Annotated in this window: 11 protein-coding genes; 6 read left to right on the top strand and 5 right to left on the bottom strand. The window is 72.8% G+C overall.

What is annotated here, in order from left to right; genetic code table 11:
• Positions 1-179 precede the first annotated feature (179 nt).
• Together DEJ43_RS32530 and DEJ43_RS32525 are read left to right on the top strand one after the other, a co-directional pair.
• Positions 180-791 (top strand): RNA polymerase sigma factor, encoded by a 612-nt coding sequence (locus DEJ43_RS32530; protein ID WP_015037682.1) that lies wholly within the window; start codon positions 180-182, stop codon positions 789-791.
• The gene (locus DEJ43_RS32525) at positions 779-1,144 is read left to right on the top strand and encodes a hypothetical protein (RefSeq protein WP_015037681.1); all 366 of its coding nucleotides are present in this window, start codon (positions 779-781) and stop codon (positions 1,142-1,144) included. Before DEJ43_RS32530 ends, DEJ43_RS32525 begins: the two co-directional genes overlap by 13 nt.
• Before the next feature lie 93 nt (positions 1,145-1,237).
• Here the strand turns inward: DEJ43_RS32525 and DEJ43_RS32515 are convergent, their stop codons facing one another.
• Positions 1,238-4,924 carry a discoidin domain-containing protein gene (locus tag DEJ43_RS32515; protein ID WP_079179236.1) on the bottom strand — a complete coding sequence of 1,229 codons (3,687 nt, stop codon included), beginning with the start codon at positions 4,922-4,924 and terminating at the stop codon, positions 1,238-1,240.
• Between the two features lie 608 nt (positions 4,925-5,532).
• On the opposite strand from DEJ43_RS32515, the gene DEJ43_RS32510 reads away from it, so the two are divergent.
• Positions 5,533-8,832 carry a S8 family peptidase gene (locus tag DEJ43_RS32510; protein ID WP_015037679.1) on the top strand — a complete coding sequence of 1,100 codons (3,300 nt, stop codon included), beginning with the start codon at positions 5,533-5,535 and terminating at the stop codon, positions 8,830-8,832.
• A 169-nt stretch (positions 8,833-9,001) separates the two neighbouring features.
• On the opposite strand, the gene DEJ43_RS32505 is transcribed toward DEJ43_RS32510, so the two are convergent.
• The 3 genes from DEJ43_RS32505 to DEJ43_RS32495 all read right to left on the bottom strand — a co-directional run bounded on the left by DEJ43_RS32505 (position 9,002) and on the right by DEJ43_RS32495 (position 12,474).
• Positions 9,002-9,787 carry a class I SAM-dependent methyltransferase gene (locus DEJ43_RS32505; protein WP_015037678.1) on the bottom strand — a complete coding sequence of 262 codons (786 nt, stop codon included), beginning with the start codon at positions 9,785-9,787 and terminating at the stop codon, positions 9,002-9,004.
• A gap of 152 nt (positions 9,788-9,939) precedes the next feature.
• Positions 9,940-11,439, bottom strand: coding sequence for a DUF4246 domain-containing protein (locus tag DEJ43_RS32500; RefSeq protein ID WP_041663148.1), 1,500 nt, complete (start codon positions 11,437-11,439; stop codon positions 9,940-9,942).
• A gap of 120 nt (positions 11,440-11,559) precedes the next feature.
• Positions 11,560-12,474, bottom strand: a complete 915-nt coding sequence (locus DEJ43_RS32495; protein ID WP_015037676.1) for a LysR family transcriptional regulator — start codon at positions 12,472-12,474, stop codon at positions 11,560-11,562.
• A 119-nt stretch (positions 12,475-12,593) separates the two neighbouring features.
• On the opposite strand from DEJ43_RS32495, the gene DEJ43_RS32490 reads away from it, so the two are divergent.
• The 3 genes from DEJ43_RS32490 (at position 12,594) to DEJ43_RS32480 (ending at position 16,243) form a co-directional block, all read left to right on the top strand.
• Positions 12,594-13,712 (top strand): diaminopropionate ammonia-lyase, encoded by a 1,119-nt coding sequence (locus DEJ43_RS32490; RefSeq protein WP_041663146.1) that lies wholly within the window; start codon positions 12,594-12,596, stop codon positions 13,710-13,712.
• Between the two features lie 231 nt (positions 13,713-13,943).
• A complete protein-coding gene (locus tag DEJ43_RS32485; protein WP_015037674.1) occupies positions 13,944-15,731 on the top strand; it encodes a PP2C family protein-serine/threonine phosphatase in 1,788 nt (595 codons plus the stop codon).
• Positions 15,728-16,243: a response regulator gene (locus DEJ43_RS32480; protein WP_015037673.1), complete on the top strand. Its 516-nt coding sequence runs from the start codon at positions 15,728-15,730 to the stop codon at positions 16,241-16,243. The genes DEJ43_RS32485 and DEJ43_RS32480 overlap by 4 nt, the downstream gene beginning before the upstream one ends.
• Positions 16,244-16,268: 25 nt before the next feature.
• Here the strand turns inward: DEJ43_RS32480 and DEJ43_RS32475 are convergent, their stop codons facing one another.
• On the bottom strand, positions 16,269-18,689 hold the full coding sequence (locus DEJ43_RS32475; RefSeq protein ID WP_051026220.1) for an ATP-binding protein: 2,421 nt from the start codon (positions 18,687-18,689) through the stop codon (positions 16,269-16,271).
• Positions 18,690-18,695: the final 6 nt, after the last annotated feature.

The following is an 18,695-nucleotide window of genomic DNA, read 5'->3' as shown; positions in this document are numbered from 1 at the left end:
GGTGGAACCGGGAGGAAACACCCATGCTGATCACCGGCCTCGTCGCGCTCGGAGTCCTGCTCGTGGGCGCGTGCAGCTGGCACCTGCTGCGCCGCTACAAGAGCCGCGTCTGACCCCCCACCCGCGTACGGGAGCGAACCCACCGGGCACCGTGGGGCACTTTCAGGTATGAGGAGCACATGAACCAACGTTTCCGCTGGCCGGACGAGCAGCTGATCAGGGCGGCCCAGGACGGCGACCTCACGTCGCTCACGACCGTCGTCGTGGAATCGCAGCCGCACGTGCGCAAGTTCGCGCTGTCGCTCTGCGCCTCGCCGCAGGACGCGGAGGACGCGGCGCAGGAGGCCCTGATCATCCTCTACCGGAAGATCGGCACCCTGCGGGCCTCGGGCGCGCTCGCCTCGTGGATGTTCCGGATCGTGCGCAACGAATGCCTCCGGCAGGTACGGCTGCTCGTCTCGCGGAGGGAGGAGACGACGCCCGACATGCCGGAGGCGGAGACCGAACCCTCCGCCGAGGAGGCGGTGTTGCGCCGCCAGGAGGTACGCCGGATCTCGGCCGCGATCGGCGCCCTGCCCCGCGACCAGCGGCAGGTCCTGCTCATGCGGGACGTGCAGGGGCTGCCCGGCAGGGCCGTCGCCCAGGCCCTCGGTCTGAGCAACGCCGCGATGAAGTCTCGGCTGCACAGGGCCCGCACGACACTGCGCCGCTCGCTGGAGGCGCCCGACCGGGCACCCGCCCCGAACCCCGACCCACCAGCCGGAGGAGAGACACGACCATGGACACCCTGAAAGGCCTCGACACCCCCGAGCCCGTCGCGACCGTCGTATCGCTCGCCGGGTCGCTCGCTGGGGCGCCGCCCGCGAAGGACTTCGGCAGCGCGTCCGTCCCGCGCCACCTGGCGCGCGGTGCGATCGGCTTCGGACTGATCATCGGCTCGATCGCCCTGGTGCCGGTCGCCGGACCGGTCACCCTGCTCGCGGCCCCGCTGGCCCTGATCGCCTTCCGCGGCTGCCCCACCTGCTGGATGGTCGGCCTCGCGCAGACCGTCTCGCGCGGCCGTCTGGAGCGCCAGTGCGTGGACGGCGTCTGCTCGCTCACCAAGGCGCATCCGGAAGGACACGGGCCGAAGGGCTCCCGGTGAGGGCGGGGACCGCCGGTGGCCCCGGCTGTCATCGCCGCGCGGCGGTGACGGCCGGGGCCTGGCCCGGGGGGCCGGCGGCCGGTGCCGGGCGCGTCAGGGCGTGACGGGGACGTTCGTCAGGCCGCTGCCGGCGTTCGTCACCGTGTTGGAGGCGTGGACGACGTTCGGATCGGCGGTGCACTTCGACGTCGAGGTGATCTTGATGGCGTACGCGCCCACACCTCCGAGGTCGGACCCGTTGCCGCGCCACACGTTGCCGCAGCCGTTCGCGAACGACGGGGTGGTGGACGGGTTGTGGGTCTCGTACCCGTTGGCGAACGTGCCGGGCGAGGAGAAGGTCCCGGTGTTGTTCTCGATCAGGTAGCCGACGCCCTTGGCGTCCACCCAGGAGTCCGCCGAGTTCTCGCCGGTGATCCCCGTCCCGTCGAAGGTGTTGCCGCGGATCACCCCGTCGAAGGTGCCCTCCTTGATGTCGATGTGCTCGGCGGCGACCGACGGACCGATCCGGTTGTCCAGCACCTGCACGCGGTCGGAGCGGTCCACGCCGCCCTGGTTGCCGTGGCAGCCCCAGTTGGAGCCGGCCGAGCCGATGTAGACCCCCTCGCCGTATCCGGCCTGGACGAGTCCCGTGTGGGTGATCGTCGAGTTCTTGAGGACGCCGTCGGCCGAGGAGCGCCGGAAGTGCACCGCCTCCTCGTCGACGTGGTGCACGGAGAGCCCGTCGAGCGTCACGTGGGGGGAGTTGTCGAGGACGACGCCCTTCTTCGACTCCTTCACCGTGAAGCCGGTCAGCTTCCAGTGCGGGGCGCCGTACAGCCAGAGCCCGTAGCCGGAGTCCCAGCCGGCCGTCGGAGCGGGGCAGGACGGGGCCGTGCCCGAGGGGCCGTCGTTGACGAGGACCGCGTTCGCCGGGCCGGTCAGCGTGATCGGTGCGGCGGCGGTGCCCGCCCGCTGCGTCACGAACGCTCCCCGGTACTCCCCGGCGGCCAGCCTGATGGTCTGCCCGGGCTGGGCGGTCGCCAGCGCGTCCCGCAACTGCGCGGCCGTGGACACGTCGACGACCGGACCGCCGCCGCCACCCGGCGCGGTGGTCACGCCGACGGAGCCGCTGGGGGCCGAGGAGTTCCCCGCCGCGTCCCGCGCCCTGACGGTGTAGGCGTAGGTGGTGGAGGCCGTGAGCCCGGTGTCCGTGTACGAGGTCGAGGCGGTGCTCCCGACCTTCGTAGCACCCCGGAAGACGTCGTAGCCGGTGACGCCGACGTCGTCGGTGGCCGCGTCCCAGGCAAGTGAGACGCTGCCGGCGCTCACGCCCGTCGTGTGGAGCCCGCCCGGGGCGCCGGGCGGTGCGGTGTCGCCGCCGGGGACGGGAGCCCCGTACACCTCGAACTCCCAGAGGGAGTAGCCGTACGCCGTGCCGCGCGCGGTCCCGAGCATCCGTACGTAGCGCCCGGTGCCGGACACCGCGAGGTCGTCCACGGCGCCGTCACCGGAGCCGGTGGAGTGGACGTCCGTCCAGTTCGCGCCGTCGTCCGAGGCCTGGATCCGGTACGTCCTGGCGTACGCGGCTTCCCAGGTCAGCCTGACCCGCGAAATCGTGTGGCGGGTGCCGAGGTCGATCCGGATCCACTGCGGGTCGACGCCCTCCAGGCTGGCCCACCGGGACCCGGGCTCGCCGTCGACCGCGAGCGCGGCCTCGAATCCGGCGCCCTCGACGGACGAGGCCGTCGCCGGCCTGCCCTGCGAGACGAGGACCGGGGCGGGGGCGGGGGTGCCGCCGCCGGGACCCGGTCCCGTGGACTTCAGGAACAGCGAGCCGGAGGTGTCCGTCCTCGTGGCGTTCACCCCGGCGTGCGGGGCCCTGCTGTAGTCGAGGTTCTCCTTGCCCGCCCAGTCCTGGATGGTCGCGCCGTTCTCCGCCAGGTGCTGGTACGCCGACGGGTCACCGGCCGAGCTGCCCAGCTGGTACAGCCGCGAACGGTCGGCGTAGTACGGCTGATAGGCGCCGCCCGCCGTGGTCTGCTTGCTGAGGTCGTTGCCGTAGAAGACGTTCTGGGGCCCGGTGGCGCCCGACCACTTCACGGCCTTGGGGCCCGCGCCCCACCAGATCGGCCACCAGGTCGAGTCGTCGGGGCCGCCGCCGCCCTCCTCGCCGCAGTGGGTGCGGCAGTTCTTCGAGGAGTTCTCGAAGGGGACCGCGGCCTTGTTGTTCTCGAAGAGGTTGCGCCGCTCCCAGCCGCCGTGGAGGTTCAGGTCGCTGTCGAAGTCGTTCCCGATGACGACGTTGTCCGAGGCGGACCACTGGAAGGTGAAGTGCCGCAGGTTCCGGCTGGTGTTGTAGGCGTACAGCGAGTCCCAGACGCGGGATCCGCGGAAGTAGCCGTTGCCGCCCTTGCCCTTGTTCCAGGAGCCGTCGAAGGACGACTCCTGCACCTGGATGTTCTTGGCGCTCTCGGTGACCACGGCGTGGGAGCCGGTCATCCGCGTCCCGACCCGCCGGATCCAGACGTTGGCGGCCCACTTGAGCACGATGCCGTGCTGGGCGTACTCCGGGGCGATGTTGCCGAAGTCGGCCTTGGCGTCGTCCGGGGTGACGTCATAGGTGCCGCCGCCGAGCTTGGGCATGCCGTCGAGTTCCTGGGTGATGCCGAGGTCCTCGATGCCGACGCCCTGGACGACCTTGAGCGGGGTGACGCGGCTCGGGTAGACGGTCCCGCCGATGGCGGCGGAGCCGTCGGAGGTCGAGTTGACCGGCAGGTCGTACTCGAGGGGCTTGTCGAGCGTCAGGTTCTTGCCGGTGGCGTCCACGGCGGCGATCTGGAAGATCTGCTGCCGCATGTGCAGGTTCACGTACTTGGACGAGTCCGTGACCGTCTGCTGCTGGTAGAACTTCGCCGAGTTCGCGGCGCCGACCCAGAGATAACCGCCGGCCTTGAAGCGCGCCATGTCGGCGTTGGCGGCGAGCCTGATCTGCGTGGAGCCGCTCGCGGAGCCTTCGCGCAGGGGGATCCCGCTCGCCCAGTGCTGGTTGACGCTGCCCTCGAAGATGTCCTTGCGGTTGGCGGGCGCGAAGGCGTGATCGGCGGCGTACTTCGGGGAGACCTCGCGGGTCTGCACCCGGAGCAGGCCGCGGCCCGGCCAGGTCCAGCCGCCCTTCCCCGCGCCGTGCGTCGCGCCGTCCTCGTCCCAGTCGCCGCCGTCCGGGGTGAGGGTGTCGTACCGGGTGTTCCCGTCGGGCCGGAAGGCGAGGGTGGTCTGCTCCATGCCCGCGCCTCGGAGCACCATGTAGTCGGCGTCCAGGGCGAGTTGGCGCGTCACGACGACCCGGCCCGCGGGCAGGGTGATCGAGGAGAGCCTGGTGTAGCCGGCCGACGGGGTGCAGCCCGTCCTCAGCGCGTCCACGGCCTGCTGGAGGCCGGTCGTGGCGTCGCTGCCGTCGGCGCGGACGCCGTACTGGGAGGCGAGCTCCTGCGCCGTGATGTGGCAGGCCGGGTCAGGGTGCGCCTCGGCGGCTCCGGGGAGTGCGGCGCCTCCCCGGTATCCGGCCTTGCTCCAGTCGGGCAGGCCCGCGATGGGCGCCCGCCGGTTCGCGCTGGTCAGGTCGGGGATCGCGGCGGCGGCCGCGGCGCCGCGGCCCTCGTCGGCGACGGCCGTCGCGCTGCCGCCGGCCAGGCCGGTGAGGCCCGTCAAGGCGGTGGCGACGGCCACGGCGAGCGCCAGGGGGCGGCGCCGTTGGTGGGGGTGGTCTGCGTGTGCGGGGCGTACCTGATGTGCGTATGACATCCGACGTCCTTCAGCCGAAGGTTAGGAAATGTTCCTAACCATTGCGCGGGAGAGTAGGGACGGTCCCGGGGGCGACGCAAGACCTCACGCACGATCCGTGGACATGACCTTCAGTCATGTATGTGACCCACGGGGGTGTTTGGCCCACGCGGACGGTCCGCCCGCCGGGGTCCACGCCACCCACCGACGACGGGTCACGGCTACGGATACGAACACGGACACGGATACGGCCAAGCCGCGGCAGCCCCTCCGGACCCGCGGCCCCCGGCCCGCGAAACGCTTGCGGCGCCTGCGATCCGCCGGGTCCGGGACGCATCGCCGTCGCACAAGGATCGTCCGGCCGTCACGGACCCGTCACGGGCCCGTCGTGGCCCCATCGCACGCGCGGCCGTCCGGATGGCCGGAAAGCATGCGGCTCAACCGACCGCGCCCGACCGGCCGTTGATCACCTCACATACTGCGCAGACCGGCGGCGGGTGCCCCCGCGCCCCCCGCCGGTCCTCCACTCGACCTCATCCCAAGCTCCTGGGGGAGACTTGCGCGCACACGTGAAGAGAGCACGCGCCTTCACCATCGCAGCGGCCACATCGGTGGCGCTGGTAGCAGGCATGACCGGCCCCGCGTCCGCGGTCACCGCGGACACGACGGCCGCACCGGACACCACCCGCGTCGGCGGCGACCGGCGGATCCCGCTCGTCACCGGCGACCGCGTGGTGGTGGACGCCAAGGGCCGCATGGTGGGCTTCGAGTCCGCCGCGGGCCGTGAACGCATACCCGTACAGGTGCGGCGCGTCGACGACCACACCCTCGTCATACCTGGCGACGCCGAACGCCTGATCGCCGCGGGCCGTCTGGACCAGCGGCTGTTCGACCTCACCGTGCTCACCGACGCACGGCTGCGCCAGAGCCATCGAGACGGGCTCAAGCTGATCGTGCGGTACGAGGATGCCGCCGGTACTGCCCGGGCCCAGGTCCGCGCGGCCGGCGACACCCAGCTCAGGCGCACCCTCCCGGGGCTCGACGCCGACGCCGTCCGTACCCCGGACGACGACGTCGCCAAGGTGTGGGAGGCACTCACCGACCGGCGCGGCGGCGGTGCGCGCGTGGCCGCCTCCGGCATCGCCTCGGTGTGGCTCGACGGCGTCCGCACCGCGAGCCTCGACCGCAGCGTCCGGCAGATCGGCGCCGACAAGGCGTGGGAGTCCGGCTACGACGGCAAGGGCGTCACGATCGCCGTCCTCGACACGGGCGTCGACAGGACCCATGCCGACCTGGCGACCCAGGTCGTCGCCGAGAAGAACTTCTCCGCTTCCTCCGACGCCGTGGACCGCGTCGGACACGGCACCCACGTCGCGTCGATCGCCGCGGGCACCGGCGCCACCTCCGGCGGCCGGTTCAAGGGCGTCGCCCCCGGCGCCAAGGTGATCAGCGGCAAGGTCCTCGACGACGAGGGCTTCGGCGACGACTCCGCCGTCATCGCGGGCATGGAGTGGGCCGCCGCCGAAGGCGCGGACGTGGTCAACCTCAGCCTCGGCAGCGCCGACAGCCCCGGCGTCGACCCGCTGGAAGCCACGGTCGACCGGCTGTCGGCCGAGAAGGGCATCCTGTTCGCGATCGCGGCGGGCAACGAAGGCGAGGGCGGCGCCTCGACCGTGGGTTCGCCGGGCAGCGCCGACGCCGCACTGACCGTCGGAGCCGTCGACAAGGACGACGTCCTCGCCCCCTTCTCCAGCACCGGCCCCCGCGTCGGCGACGGCGCCGTGAAACCGGACGTGACCGCCCCCGGCGTCGCCATCACCGCGGCCGCCGCCCCCGGCAGCGCGATCGACACCCGCCCCGGCACACCCCACCCGGCGCCGGGATACCTGCAGATCGACGGCACCTCCATGGCCACCCCGCACGTCGCGGGCGCGGCGGCGATCCTGAAGCAGCGGCACCCGGAGTGGAAGTCCGCCGAGCTGAAGGGCGCCCTGACCGGGTCCGCCAAGGGCGGCCCGTACACCGCGTTCCAGCAGGGCTCCGGCCGCGTCCAGATCGACAAGGCGCTCACCCAGAGCGTCGTCGCCGACCCCGTCTCGCTGAACTTCGGCACGGCGCTGTGGCCGCACGCCGACGACAAGCCGCTCACCCGCAAGGTCGCCTACCGCAACCTCGGGACCACCGACGTCACCCTCGACCTGTCGGTGGCCACCCTGGACCCGGCGGGCAGGCCGGCCCCGGCCGGCTTCTTCACGCTCGGCGCCCCGAAACTGACCGTGCCCGCCGGCGGGCGGGCCGAGGTCGACCTCGTCGCGGACACCCAGCTCGGCGACGCCGACGGCGCCTACTCGGGCTACGTCACCGCCACCGCCCCGGGCCAGTCCGTGCGCACAGCCGCGGTCGCCGTCCGGGAGGCGGAGTCGTACGACCTCACGCTCAGGACCGTCGACCGTGACGGCACCGACGCCGAGACCTTCACCAGCACCCTGTACGGCGTCGGCGGCGGCGCCGTCGGATTCGCGTCCCGCGTCTCCGACGAGCCGGGCAGCCACACCATCCGGGTGCCCAAGGGCTCGTACACCTTCAACACGGCCGTCTACCAGGACCCCTCGGACTACACCAAGGGCACCGACTGGATCGCGCAGCCGAAGCTCGACGTCACCCGGGACATGACGCTCGTCGCCGACGCGCGCACCGCCAAGCCGGTGGACCTGACCGTGCCCGGCCGGGACACCGCCGACTACGCGGGCACCTACTACGAGGTCGCCACCGAGAGCGGTCGCGTCGGCAACGGCTGGGTACTCAGGGGCTTCACCGGCTTCCGCACCGCCCACCTGGGTCCGGCCGTCACCGACGGCACGCTCCTGCAGACCTGGGACGCCCACTTCCTCAAGGACGCGACCAGCCAGTACTCGGTGGCCTTCGGCGGGAAGACGGACCGGGTCACGACCGGCTACACCCGGCACGTGAAGGCCGACGAGCTGGCCACGGTCAAGGTCGGCCTCGGCGCGTCCGTGCCCGGCCGCACCGCGTTCGCCTCCCCGTTCGCCCACGTCCCCGGCGCGCCGGAGGGCAACGGGTTCTACGCCCCGCAGGCGGCGCCGGGCATCCGCACCTTCCTCGTCTCCACCGGCGACGGCGTCGAGTGGCTCACCCGGTACGACCAGCTGGGCGAGCCCGACCAGTGGGGCTACCCCGCCTTCGAGGGAAGCTGGGAGATGGTCCGGCCGAAGCGTTACGAGGCCGGCCGCACGTACCGGGAGACGTTCCACACGGGCGTCGTCGGACCGCTCCTCGGCGAGGGCATGGGCGTCTTCCGCACCGCTCCCGACCCGGGCACCGGTGAGCAGCAACTCATCGGCGCCGTACCGCTGTTCTCCGACGGCAAGGGTCACGCGGGGCAGTCGCCGTACACCTCGGCCACGTCGACGCTGTACCGCGACGGCGTCAAGGTCGGCGAGCACGACGACCCGCTGAGCGGCACGCGGCCCTTCACGGTCGACGCCGCCGACGCCGAGTACCGCCTGGTGACCTCCGTGGAACGCCCGGCGGCCGCCGCCGCGGCCTCCACCCGGATCGAGGCGGGCTTCACGTTCCGCTCGAAGCAGGTCACGGCCACCACGGCGCTGCCGGTGTCGACGGTCCGCTTCGCGCCCCCCGTCGACCTCACCTCACGCGCCCCGCACCGCGCGCCGGTAGTGGTCCCGGTGACCGTGCAGGGCTCAGCGGCCGGGAAGAACCTCAAGTCGCTCACAGTGAAGGTGAGTTACGACGACGGCGCGACCTGGCAGCAGGTCCCGGTCCGGAACGGCGCGATCGCCGTGAGGAACCCGGCGAAGGGCGGGGCGATCTCACTGTCCGCGGTGGTCACGGACAAGCAGGGCAACGTCTCCACACTGACGATCCACCGCGCGTGGCTCGGTAAGTGACCTCTGTTCGCTGACCGTTGGCCGGGCCACGGCGTCACCCCTTCCGGTGACCCCCGTCACGGCGTCACCCCTTCCGGTGGTGGCGCCGTGACGCCGTTCCGAGCCGAGGCCACGGGACGCGGCCGAGCCGCCACCTCCGCCCGGACGGCCGCGGGCGAGCCCCGCGGCCTCAGCCCGGGCGCCTGCCCCGCACGGCCCATGCCCGCGCGCGCAGCGGGATCGAACCGTCCTCCGCACGGGGCAACGCCGACCGCAACCGCTCGCGCAGTGCCCCGCGCCGCTCCTCCGGAAGCGTGGCCACGTAGGCGGGCGCCGGTCCCTGCGCTCCGAGGAACGGCTGCCAGTAGTCGTCGAAATCCGCGAAACGCGCGGGCACGGTGATCCCGTCGACCTCGACGTCCTCGAGCCCCGCCCGCACGAACAGCTCGCCCAGCGGCGCGCGGGCACAGAGCGGAAACCTGACGGCCTCGTCCAGGGCCCGGGCCTCCGGATCGAGCGCGGACGCGGCGTCCCAGAAGGCGCGGATGATCTCCATGCCTCCGTCGCCCAGGTCCCAGACGTACGCCCCCACGAGCCCGCCGGGCCTGACCACCCGGGCCATCTCCGCGGCCGCGCGGTCGGGGTCGGGTACGAAGTTGAGCACGAGCCCGCTCACGGCGACCGAAGCGCTGGAGTCGGCGAACGGCAGGCTCTCGGCATCGGCCAGGACGAACCGCGCCCGGTGGTCGGCGATGGTCCGCCGCGCGTACGCCACGAAGCCGGCGGAGGGGTCGAGGCCGACGACCGTCGCGGGATCGGCCAGATCCAGCACGGCCCGCGTCACCGCACCCGTGCCGCATCCGACATCGCGCCAGCTTTCCCGGGGAGCCGCGCCCATCCAGCGAACGAACCGGTGGGCCACCTGACTGCTCCACCGTCCCACGTACGGCTCGTACGCCTCACCCGTCACCCACATCGGCCCCACGCCTCTCAGGAACACGCACATCCGTCGCCTTCCCCGTCCTCATCGGCACCGGTCCGCGCGACCTTGACGCCCCCTCACCCCCCCCGGCCGGACCACGAGCGCGAACCGCCGACGCCTCCCGGACGCGTTCGGGCGCGTGGGGTTCAGTGCTCGCAGAGGGAGAACTCCCGCTCGTAGAGCTGCTCGTTGTGCTCGTCCACGAAGAACTTGCGTTCCCGCATGAGCTGTTCGCGGTACTCCTTGGCCTGCTCCAGCGTCATCGTCGAGGTGTCGGACCACGGCTGCTGAGGCGGCACGTCGGACGTCGAGACGATCGTCCGCGCCGGGTCCACCAGGAAGAACGCGAGGATCTTGCGGTGTCCCGGCCGGGTGGGGTCCGCGAGGCGGAACGGGCTCACGCGGTGCTGCAGGATGTTCGGGAACGCCAGGCAGCGGCCTTCCGGCGTCGACACCGAACCCAACATCTGGTTCAGCGCGTCCTCGTTCTCCAGGCCGTAGACCTCACGCACACCGTTGTCGTCGCTCTGCTCGTACTCCGGGTCGTCGAGCGCGGCCCGGAAGCCAAGCCGGCTCTCGGTGATGTTCTCGTTGTCCCAGTAGTAGATGCCGGTCGAGACGATCCGCTCGTTCAGCATCCCCTCGACGTGCCAGGAACCACCGGCGTACTCGGGCTTGTCCGGGGTGAGATGGATGGTGGCGAGCTTGACGATGACCTGGAGGCGACGACCGCGCAGGTCGATCCGCTCCGGCGGCTCGGGTGCGGAGAAGGCCGGTGCGTCCGGGACCACGGGGCGCCGGTTCTCCCACCAGTCGTCCAGGGCCCGCTCCTGCAGCCGACAGGCCTCGTTGTAGGCCTGGTCGTCCTCGTAGTCCGACCTGTCGGGACGCTGCGGCTCGTCGTCGTACCACCCGTAAGGGTCGACGTCGATCCGCGGGGGCCGCGGGTTGCGCAGATCGGTGAGCACGTTCTCCAGCAGCGGGCGGAAGCGCGCAAGCAGTTCGGGCAGGACGGAGGCCAGCTCGCGATGGGTCTCGGGATGGAGGTTGTTGACGTACGAACGGAAGGCGACCTCGCCCTCGGCGTCGACGTCGACATCCGTGGGCAGCCATTGGAACCGCTCCGAGAACTCGTACTTGGAGTAGTGGTTCGTCGGATTCTGCCAAGCGCGCTCGGGCGCGCCGCTCGCCTCCCTCACCAGACAGAACAGGGAGGGGTGCACCAGGTCCAGCACCTGCCCGTCGGAGCCGGGATGCCAGTCGAGCTCCGCCTCGGGCACTTCCTCCAGTACCCGTACGGCCGCGCGCAGCCGGGACCTGAGCTCGTCCTCGACCAGGGCGTCGGAGTGCCACACTCCGTCGACGCCGGACACCTCGATCCCCGTGCGCTCGTCCCGCAGCGCGGCGTAGTGCGCGAGTTCGTCCAGCACGTAACGCACCTGTGCCTCGGTCAGCCCCTGGGCGACCGCCTCCCGCGTCCACCTGGCGACGATGTCGGCGTCGTTCATCTTGTCGAACCATCCCGGCTTCGCCCGGATGTGTGCGCTGCACTCCATCATCTGAAGCTCCCTCAGCGATCGGGGTGTCGCGAACGCTATGGAACGGGAGGCATGGAACGGCAGCGGAAAGGCAGACAGGCCGGTCACTTCTCGTGATCCCTACAGTCGGTGTGCGGTGGCGGGAAGAATAGCCCAGCCCACGGACACCAGGCGCGGCGACCGGCGCCGGGGAAGGGCACAGCCGAGCGCCGGGGTCCCCCGGGCCTTCTACCCCTTCCCGGACGACGTGGCAGCCGCCCGGAGGAGGGCCGCCCGGCAGGCCAGGACCGCCGGGTGCCGGCTGCGGCCGCGGCGTACGACGGTGAACACGCGGCGGGAGCGCTGTCCCCGGGGCAGCTGCCGCAGGGGGACGGTCGGCCGCCGGCCGCTCCAGACCAGTTCGGGGAGGAAGGCGGCGGCGTGCCCCTGCTCGACCAGGCGGAGGTGGAGCAGCAGGTCGGTGGTCTCGAACCGTACGTCGGGTTCGAAGCCGGCGCTGCGGCAGAGCGTCACGGCCCAGTGCCGGGCGGTCGTGCCCTCGGGCTCCATCGCCCAGGGATGACCGGCCAGCGAGCGCAATGCCGCCAGGGGGCCGTCGGCGCCGTCGGCGGGCCCGGGCAGGGCGAGGCGGAGGGGGTCGTCGAGCAGGTCCTCCTGCTCGAGTTCGGCGAGCCGGGGGTTGGGGTTGCCGGGGTACTCCTCGGCGAGGACCAGGTCGAAGTCACGGGCCTGCAGGGCGGGCAGGGCCCGTTCCGGCTCCATCTGTGTGACGTGGACGCGCAGCCGCGGGTGCAGGTCGCGCAGCAGACCGAGGGCGACCGGGAGCAGGGCCAGCGCGGCCGTCTGGAACGCGGCGATGCGCAGGGTGCCGGTGAGGTCGGTGAGGGAGGTGGCGATGTCCGCCTCGGCGCGCTCGAGCCGTTCGAGCACCGCTTCGGTGTGTGCGACGAGGATCTCGGCCTGCGCGGTCAGCCGCACCCGTCGCCCGACCGGTTCCAGCAGTGGGACGCCGACTTCGGCCTCCAGCTGTGAGAGCTGCTGGGAGACGGAGGAGGGGGCGTAGGACAGGGCGGCGGCGACGGCCGCGAGCGTGCCGCGGTGCTTGAGTTCGCGCAGCAGGCGCAGCCGGTGCAGATCGAACATCGCTGGACCGCTCTCCCAGCTCTCACGAGACGACGGAGCCGAATCATCGGGATTCCCGATGAGTATAGGTAGGAAACATTCGCTGGACCGATGGGAGGGCCGCACCGGACCCTGTCCGTATGCCTGAGAACGTTTCCCCCTCCCGCACGCTGCCGTGGTCCGTACGGCCCGGCGCCCGTAACTGGCGGTGCGCTCCCGCACCCGCCGGGATCCGTGACTTCCATTCCTCACTGCCCGACTACGCGCCGACTCCGCTGGCCGAACAACCTTCGCTGGCGGTGGAGTTGGGTGTGGGCCGGGTCTTCGTCAAGGACGAGTCGAACCGTCTGGGGCTGCCCGCGTTCAAGGCGCTCGGCGCGTCCTGGGCAGTTCACCGCACCCTGGCCGAGCGGGCCGCGAACGGCGGCCGGCCGGGTCCGGTCACGCTGGTGACCGCCACCGACGGCAACCATGGCCGGGCGGTGGCACGCACGGCGCGCCTGCTCGGACAGAACGCGCACGTGTTCGTCCCGCGGGGCGTGCATCCGCGGGCCGTGGCGGCCATCGTCGCCGAGCGGGCGCGGGTCACCGAGGTGGCGGGGGCGTACGACGAGGCCGTGCGCCTGGCGGCCGCGGCGGCCGCCGGACCGGACGCGGTCCTCGTCCAGGACACCGCCTGGGAGGGCTACGAGCGGATCCCCGGCTGGATCGTCGAGGGCTACTCCACCCTCTGCGTCGAGATCGACGAACAGCTGGCGGCCGCGGGCGCGGGCGGACCCGACCTCGTCGCCGTACCGGTGGGCGTCGGCTCGCTGGCCCAGGCGGTGGTCACCCACTACCGGAGCCGTCGCTCCGGTCGGCCTCCGGCGCTGCTCGCGGTGGAGCCCGAGGCCGCGGCCTGCGTCCTCGAAAGCCTCGCGCTCGGCGAACCCGTCAGCGTCTCCACCGGCCACACCACGATGGCCGGCCTGAACTGCGGCACCCCGTCCAGCATCGCGTGGCCCTACCTCCACGGCGGCCTCGACGCCGCCGTCGCCGTTCCCGACGCGGCCGGCGCCCGCGCGTCCGCCGACCTCGCGGCCCTCGGCGTGTCCTCGGGCCCGTGCGGGGCCGCGGCGCTGGCCGGAATCCGTGCGGCCCTCAACGGCGCGGGCGCCGAGGAACGCCGTACGGCGCTGGGGCTCGGCCCCGCGTCGGTGGTCGTCCTGCTGAGCACGGAGGGAAGAGCAGCGAACCCGCAGGCAGAGGGCGCCACCTGACTGAGCGCCACTCCCCCACTGCTCCGGAGTCGATCCACGCGAACGGCGCCCGGTCCTCCGGAGGGCCCGGGAGAGTCCGGCGGGTGACGAGACCGGTACAGGAAAGTCGCACTGTTAGGAAGCCCTGGGGAGGGGCAGGGTGCCCTGTGACGTACGGTTCATCCCAGCGTGCCGGACCGGTGGCCGGTCGGCCCGGGATGCGGCCGGGGCAGCGGTCGAGAGGCGGAGCAGATGGGCGGATCCGGTAGTGAGGGGGCGACCGGCTCACCCGGGGAACAGTACTGGGCCGAACGGCTGCACGCCCTGTGGCTCGCCGCGGACGTCGCCCATGACGTGACCGGCCTGGCCGACCGCGTCTACGACATGCTGTTGTCGCGCCCGGGCGTGGTGTCCGTGGTCGGTACCCGCTGGAGCGGGCACCGGATGACCTACCTCCGCCTGGTCTCGTCCGAGGAGCGCACCCCGATCACCTGGCGGCCGCCGTTCTCCGACTGGAGCGAGCCCGTGGTGCGGCCCGGGACGACCGTGGCCCTGGACGGCGGGGCGCCGGTGGTGCTGGAGCACACGGGTTCCGGGGCCGCCGCGGCCCTGTGGCCGGGCGGGCTCGTACCGGCGGGCAGGCCCGTCGCCGCCCTGGAATGCGCCTTCCCGCTGGCGGGGGACGACTGGGCGACCCTGTGGGTGGGGCTCGATCGTCCGGCGGAGAGCACGGATCCGCTGCGCGCGCAGCTCGTCCAGGTGGCGGAAGTCCTTGCCACGAGCAACGTACGACTCCTCGCGCATCACGCGCACGAGCGACGCCAGGTCGAGGACGCGTTCCTCGCCGAGGCATCGCTGCAGATGGACACGAGCCTCGACGTCGACGAGACACTCCGCCGGATCGCCCGGCTCGCCGTCCCGGCCGTCGCCGAAGGGTGCCTCGTCCACCTCTACAACGGCGCGGGTGTGCTGAGACCGGTCGCGTCGGCGCACGTCGCCGCGTTCGCCCAGGGACGGCTCCGCGAGCTGGCCGAGGACGACGACTGGCTGGTCAAGCTGCTCAGAGAGAGCTCCGAGCGGCGCGAGAGCACCCTGGTGGGTGCGGCGGAACTGCGCGACAGCCCCTTCGGTTCGGTACCCGGCATCGGCGCCGTGAAGAGCCTCAGCGTCACTCCGCTCCGGGCCCGTGGCCGCAGCCTCGGCACCCTCACGTTCCTCCACCACCGGGCGGAGGCACCGGTCGCCACCCCTCGTCTACTGGGTGACCTGGCGAGCCGAGCCGCGCTGGCCATCGACACCAGCACGCTGTACGAGAAGCGGCGGAGCCATGTGGAGGTGCTCCAGCGCCACCTCCTGCCCCGCACTCTGCCCGACGTCCCCGGGCTACGGCTGAGCAGCGCCTACCGGGTCGCCGACTCCAGCCTGGACGTGGGCGGCGACTTCTACGACGCCGTGGCCGTCGGCGACGGCGTGGCCCTGCTGATCGGGGACGTCTGCGGCCGCGGCGCCGAAGCGGCGGCCGTCACCGGCCTGGCCCGGCACACGCTGCGCACGCTCCTCCAGGAGGGCACGTCGCCCGGCATCGCCCTGACCAGGCTCAACGACACCCTCATCGCCGAGGGCGCCGCGCGGTTCGTCACCGCGCTCATCGCCCTGCTGAGCCCGGCCCGGGACGGCGGCTGGGACGTCGAGATCGCCGTCGCCGGGCATCCGAGACCGCTCGTCCGGCGAGCCGACGGGTCCGTGACGGAGGTGGACGGGGCGGGGGCGCTGCTGGGTGTCATCCCCGGTACCGACTACCGGTCCGTCCGTGTGCTCCTGGAGCCCGGCGCGTCCCTGGTGATGTTCACCGATGGGCTGACCGAGGCGCGGGGAGCCGACGGCACCTTCTTCGAGGCGGGGCTGCCCGCCGCCGTGGCGGAGTGCTCCGGCGGCGGCCCCGACCCCGCGGGACGGCTGGTGGCGGCGGCGTCGGCCTTCCGGCACTCCGGCGACGACGACACCGCCCTTCTGATCGCGACGGCAGAGGAACGACCGTGACCCACCGCCCCGTCCCCTGTTCCGGCAGCGGACCCGCAGCCGCGTCCGGCCCGGAATCCGGGCGGTGGAGCAGCCCCCGGATCGACCGCGGCCGCGTCCTCGTCGTCGAGGACTCGCAGGAGGACGCCGAGGCGATAGAGCGCGCCCTGGCCCGCAGTCACCCCCACCTCGTCCTGGAGTTCCTCGACCGCGCCGACCAGCTCGTCGAGCACCTCACCGCGGGTTCCGCTCTTCCGGGCCTGATCCTGCTGGACCTGAACATGCCCGGAACGAACGGGCACACGGCGCTGGCCTCCGTACGGGCCCGTCCCGAGCTGTCCGACGTGCGGGTGGTCGTCTTCACGTCGTCCACCTCACCGGCCGAGGAGGACGCCTGCCACGTGGCAGGGGCCGACAGCTACATCTACAAGCCGGTGAACTTCGACCTGTTCCGTACGGTCCTCAAGGGCGCCGTGGACTTCTGGCAGGACTCCCCCGGGCCCGACGGGCCCGCCACTCCGGACGGCTCCTGATCCGCGGCGCCGGGGGCCGGGCGGGTCAGCCGGATTCCCCGGCACCGGACGGGACGGGCGGCTCCCCCAGGGTGAAGTAGAAGGCCGTGCCGCTGCCCGGCTCGCTCTCCAGCCACAGCCGGCCGCCGTGTCGCTCCACGATCCGCTTGACGACGGCCAGTCCCACGCCCGTGCCGCCACCGTGCTCGGCCGGGCCGTGGAGGCGGCGGAACAGGTCGAACACGTCCGCCTGCAGCTCGGGCGGGATGCCGATGCCGTTGTCACGCACCACCACGGCCCGCTCCGTCCTGCCCGGACGCGTCCCCGCCGTCCCGGCGTCCGCTCCCCCACCGCACTCGGCCGGCACCTCCTCCACGCCGATCGACACCATGCGGTCGGGGCGTTCGGCCGCGTACTTCGCCGCGTTGACCAGCAGATTGACCAGGATCTCGTACAACCGCGTGGGGTCGGCTTCGACGTGTGGGAGCGGGGTGTCGCGGACGACACGGACACGCTCCTCCGCGAGCCTCGGCCCCGCCACCTCCAGTGCGGCGTCCACCGCTTCGTCCAGGTCGACGGTGACGCGTCGCAGCCCCGCCTGCCCGAGGCGGGCGTAGTGCAGGAGCGAGTTGAGGAGTTCGTCCATCCGGCCGGCCAGCCTCCGGATGGTGAGGAGCCTGCGCACACTGGTCGGGTCGAGCGCCGCTCCCGCGTCCTCCATGGTGAAGGTGGCGGCGTTGGAGATGCCGCGGAGGGGCTCCTTCAGGTCGTGGGCGGCGGCGTGGGCGAAGGAGTCGAGGTCCAGGTTGCTCATGCGGAGTTCCTCGTTGAGGGCGGCGAGCTCCTCCGCGTGCCGCAGGACCAGCCGGGTCAGCATCCGTCCGAGTTCAGCGGCGGCGGCCTGCTCGCGTGGCCTCCAGGGCAGCGAGCGGCCCCTCATGACCGAGCGGAACACCTCGCTGGAACCGCGGGGCGTCAGTCGCTCGCCACGCGGTCCGACGCGCACGGGCGTCGCGGGGTCGGTCGCCCACATCCGGGGTGTCGGGCGCTCGGCGCGGAACCAGGCCAGGAAGTCGCCCGGCGACGTGAGCCTGACCAGGAGCACGCCCGCCTGGCCGCCGTCGAGCTCCGGCACGTGGATGTCCTCGTCCGCCATGAGCTCACCCAGCCGGTCGGTGGCCCACACGGTCCCGGGAGTCATCCCGCCGGCGCGCCGGCGCAACTCCGTCACGAGTGCGGCGGGAACGGGGGCGCCGGTGGCGACCGAGCGGGCACCGCGTACGAGGACGGCCGAGTCCGCGCCGACCAGGTCCCGCACGGCGCCACCGTGCGGAGGCAGCGACATCTCCACGTCGGCATCGAGGAGTTCCGCCACGGACGCCGCCCGCCCGGCCGCCCCGGCCAGCGCGTCGGCACGCTCCCGCTCCTCGATGGCGGCGAGTTGCAGTGAGAACGCCGCCCCGAAGAGCTCGCAGGCGGCCCGCACCTCGGGCGCGGGATGGAAGGGCGCGGCACCGTGGCAGGCGATGAGGCCCCACAGCCGGCCCTCCCGCATCACGGAGACGGACATCGACGAGCGGACGCCGATGTTGCGCAGGTACTCGAGGTGGAACCCGGAGACCGTCCGCAACGCGGCTCCCGACAGGTCGAGCGGTGTTCCCGTGCCGGCCCGCACGGGAGGCACCAGGCCGACGGTGGAGTCGTCGACGTCCCCGATGACCCGGATCCAGTTCTCCTCGTACAGGCGCCTGGCCTGCGGCGGGATGTCGGTCGCCGGGAACCAGAGGCCCAACCAGGGCTCCCACGCGTCGGTCACGTCCTCGGCGAGGACCTCGCCCGGCCCCTCGGGACCGTCGAAGCGGTAGGCGACGACCCGGTCGTACCCGGTCAGAGCCCGGATCTCGCGCACGGCGGCCCGGCAGCCGTCGACGACGTCGACCGTCGACCGCAGCCGGGCCAGGGCGCGCCGGACTCCCTGGTAGAAGCCCGTGAAGCGGAACTCCAGGCCCTCCTCACGCGGCTCGAACTCCAGCACGACGAGTGGTCCCGACCGGTGCAGGGACAGGTCGAACCGGCGCGGGGCTCCGACGGGCCCGGCTTCCACCTGGAGCGCGGAGGTCTCGCCCTCCTCGGCGACGCTCCGGCACGCGTCCGTCCAGTCCTCCTCCGACAGGACTGCGGTGACGTGCGCGCCGACGAGGTCCTCGGCGGGGAATCCGAGTACGGCGAGGGTGTTGGCGGCGGCGGTGTCGACGACACCCCCGTCCGCCTCCACCGCGAGGAGCGTCCCGTGGGACTGCACGCCCCCCAGGAGGTGAATGGGCTCGCGCACGCAGTCGGAGAGGTCGAACCCCCCGGGCACCGCCGACTCGGCATCGCGCGCCCTCCGCGACAGCCATTCCTCAGCCACCCGTGACCGCCTCCCTGAAGTTCCGGGTCGCGCTTCCGCGCCGCCCCATCCTGTCATCAGGCC

Origin of the sequence: Streptomyces venezuelae ATCC 10712, from assembly GCF_008639165.1 — a bacterium.
Classification (GTDB): domain Bacteria; phylum Actinomycetota; class Actinomycetes; order Streptomycetales; family Streptomycetaceae; genus Streptomyces; species Streptomyces venezuelae.
Note: the sequence above shows the minus strand (reverse complement) of the source record. Positions and strands in the feature narration are given on the sequence as shown.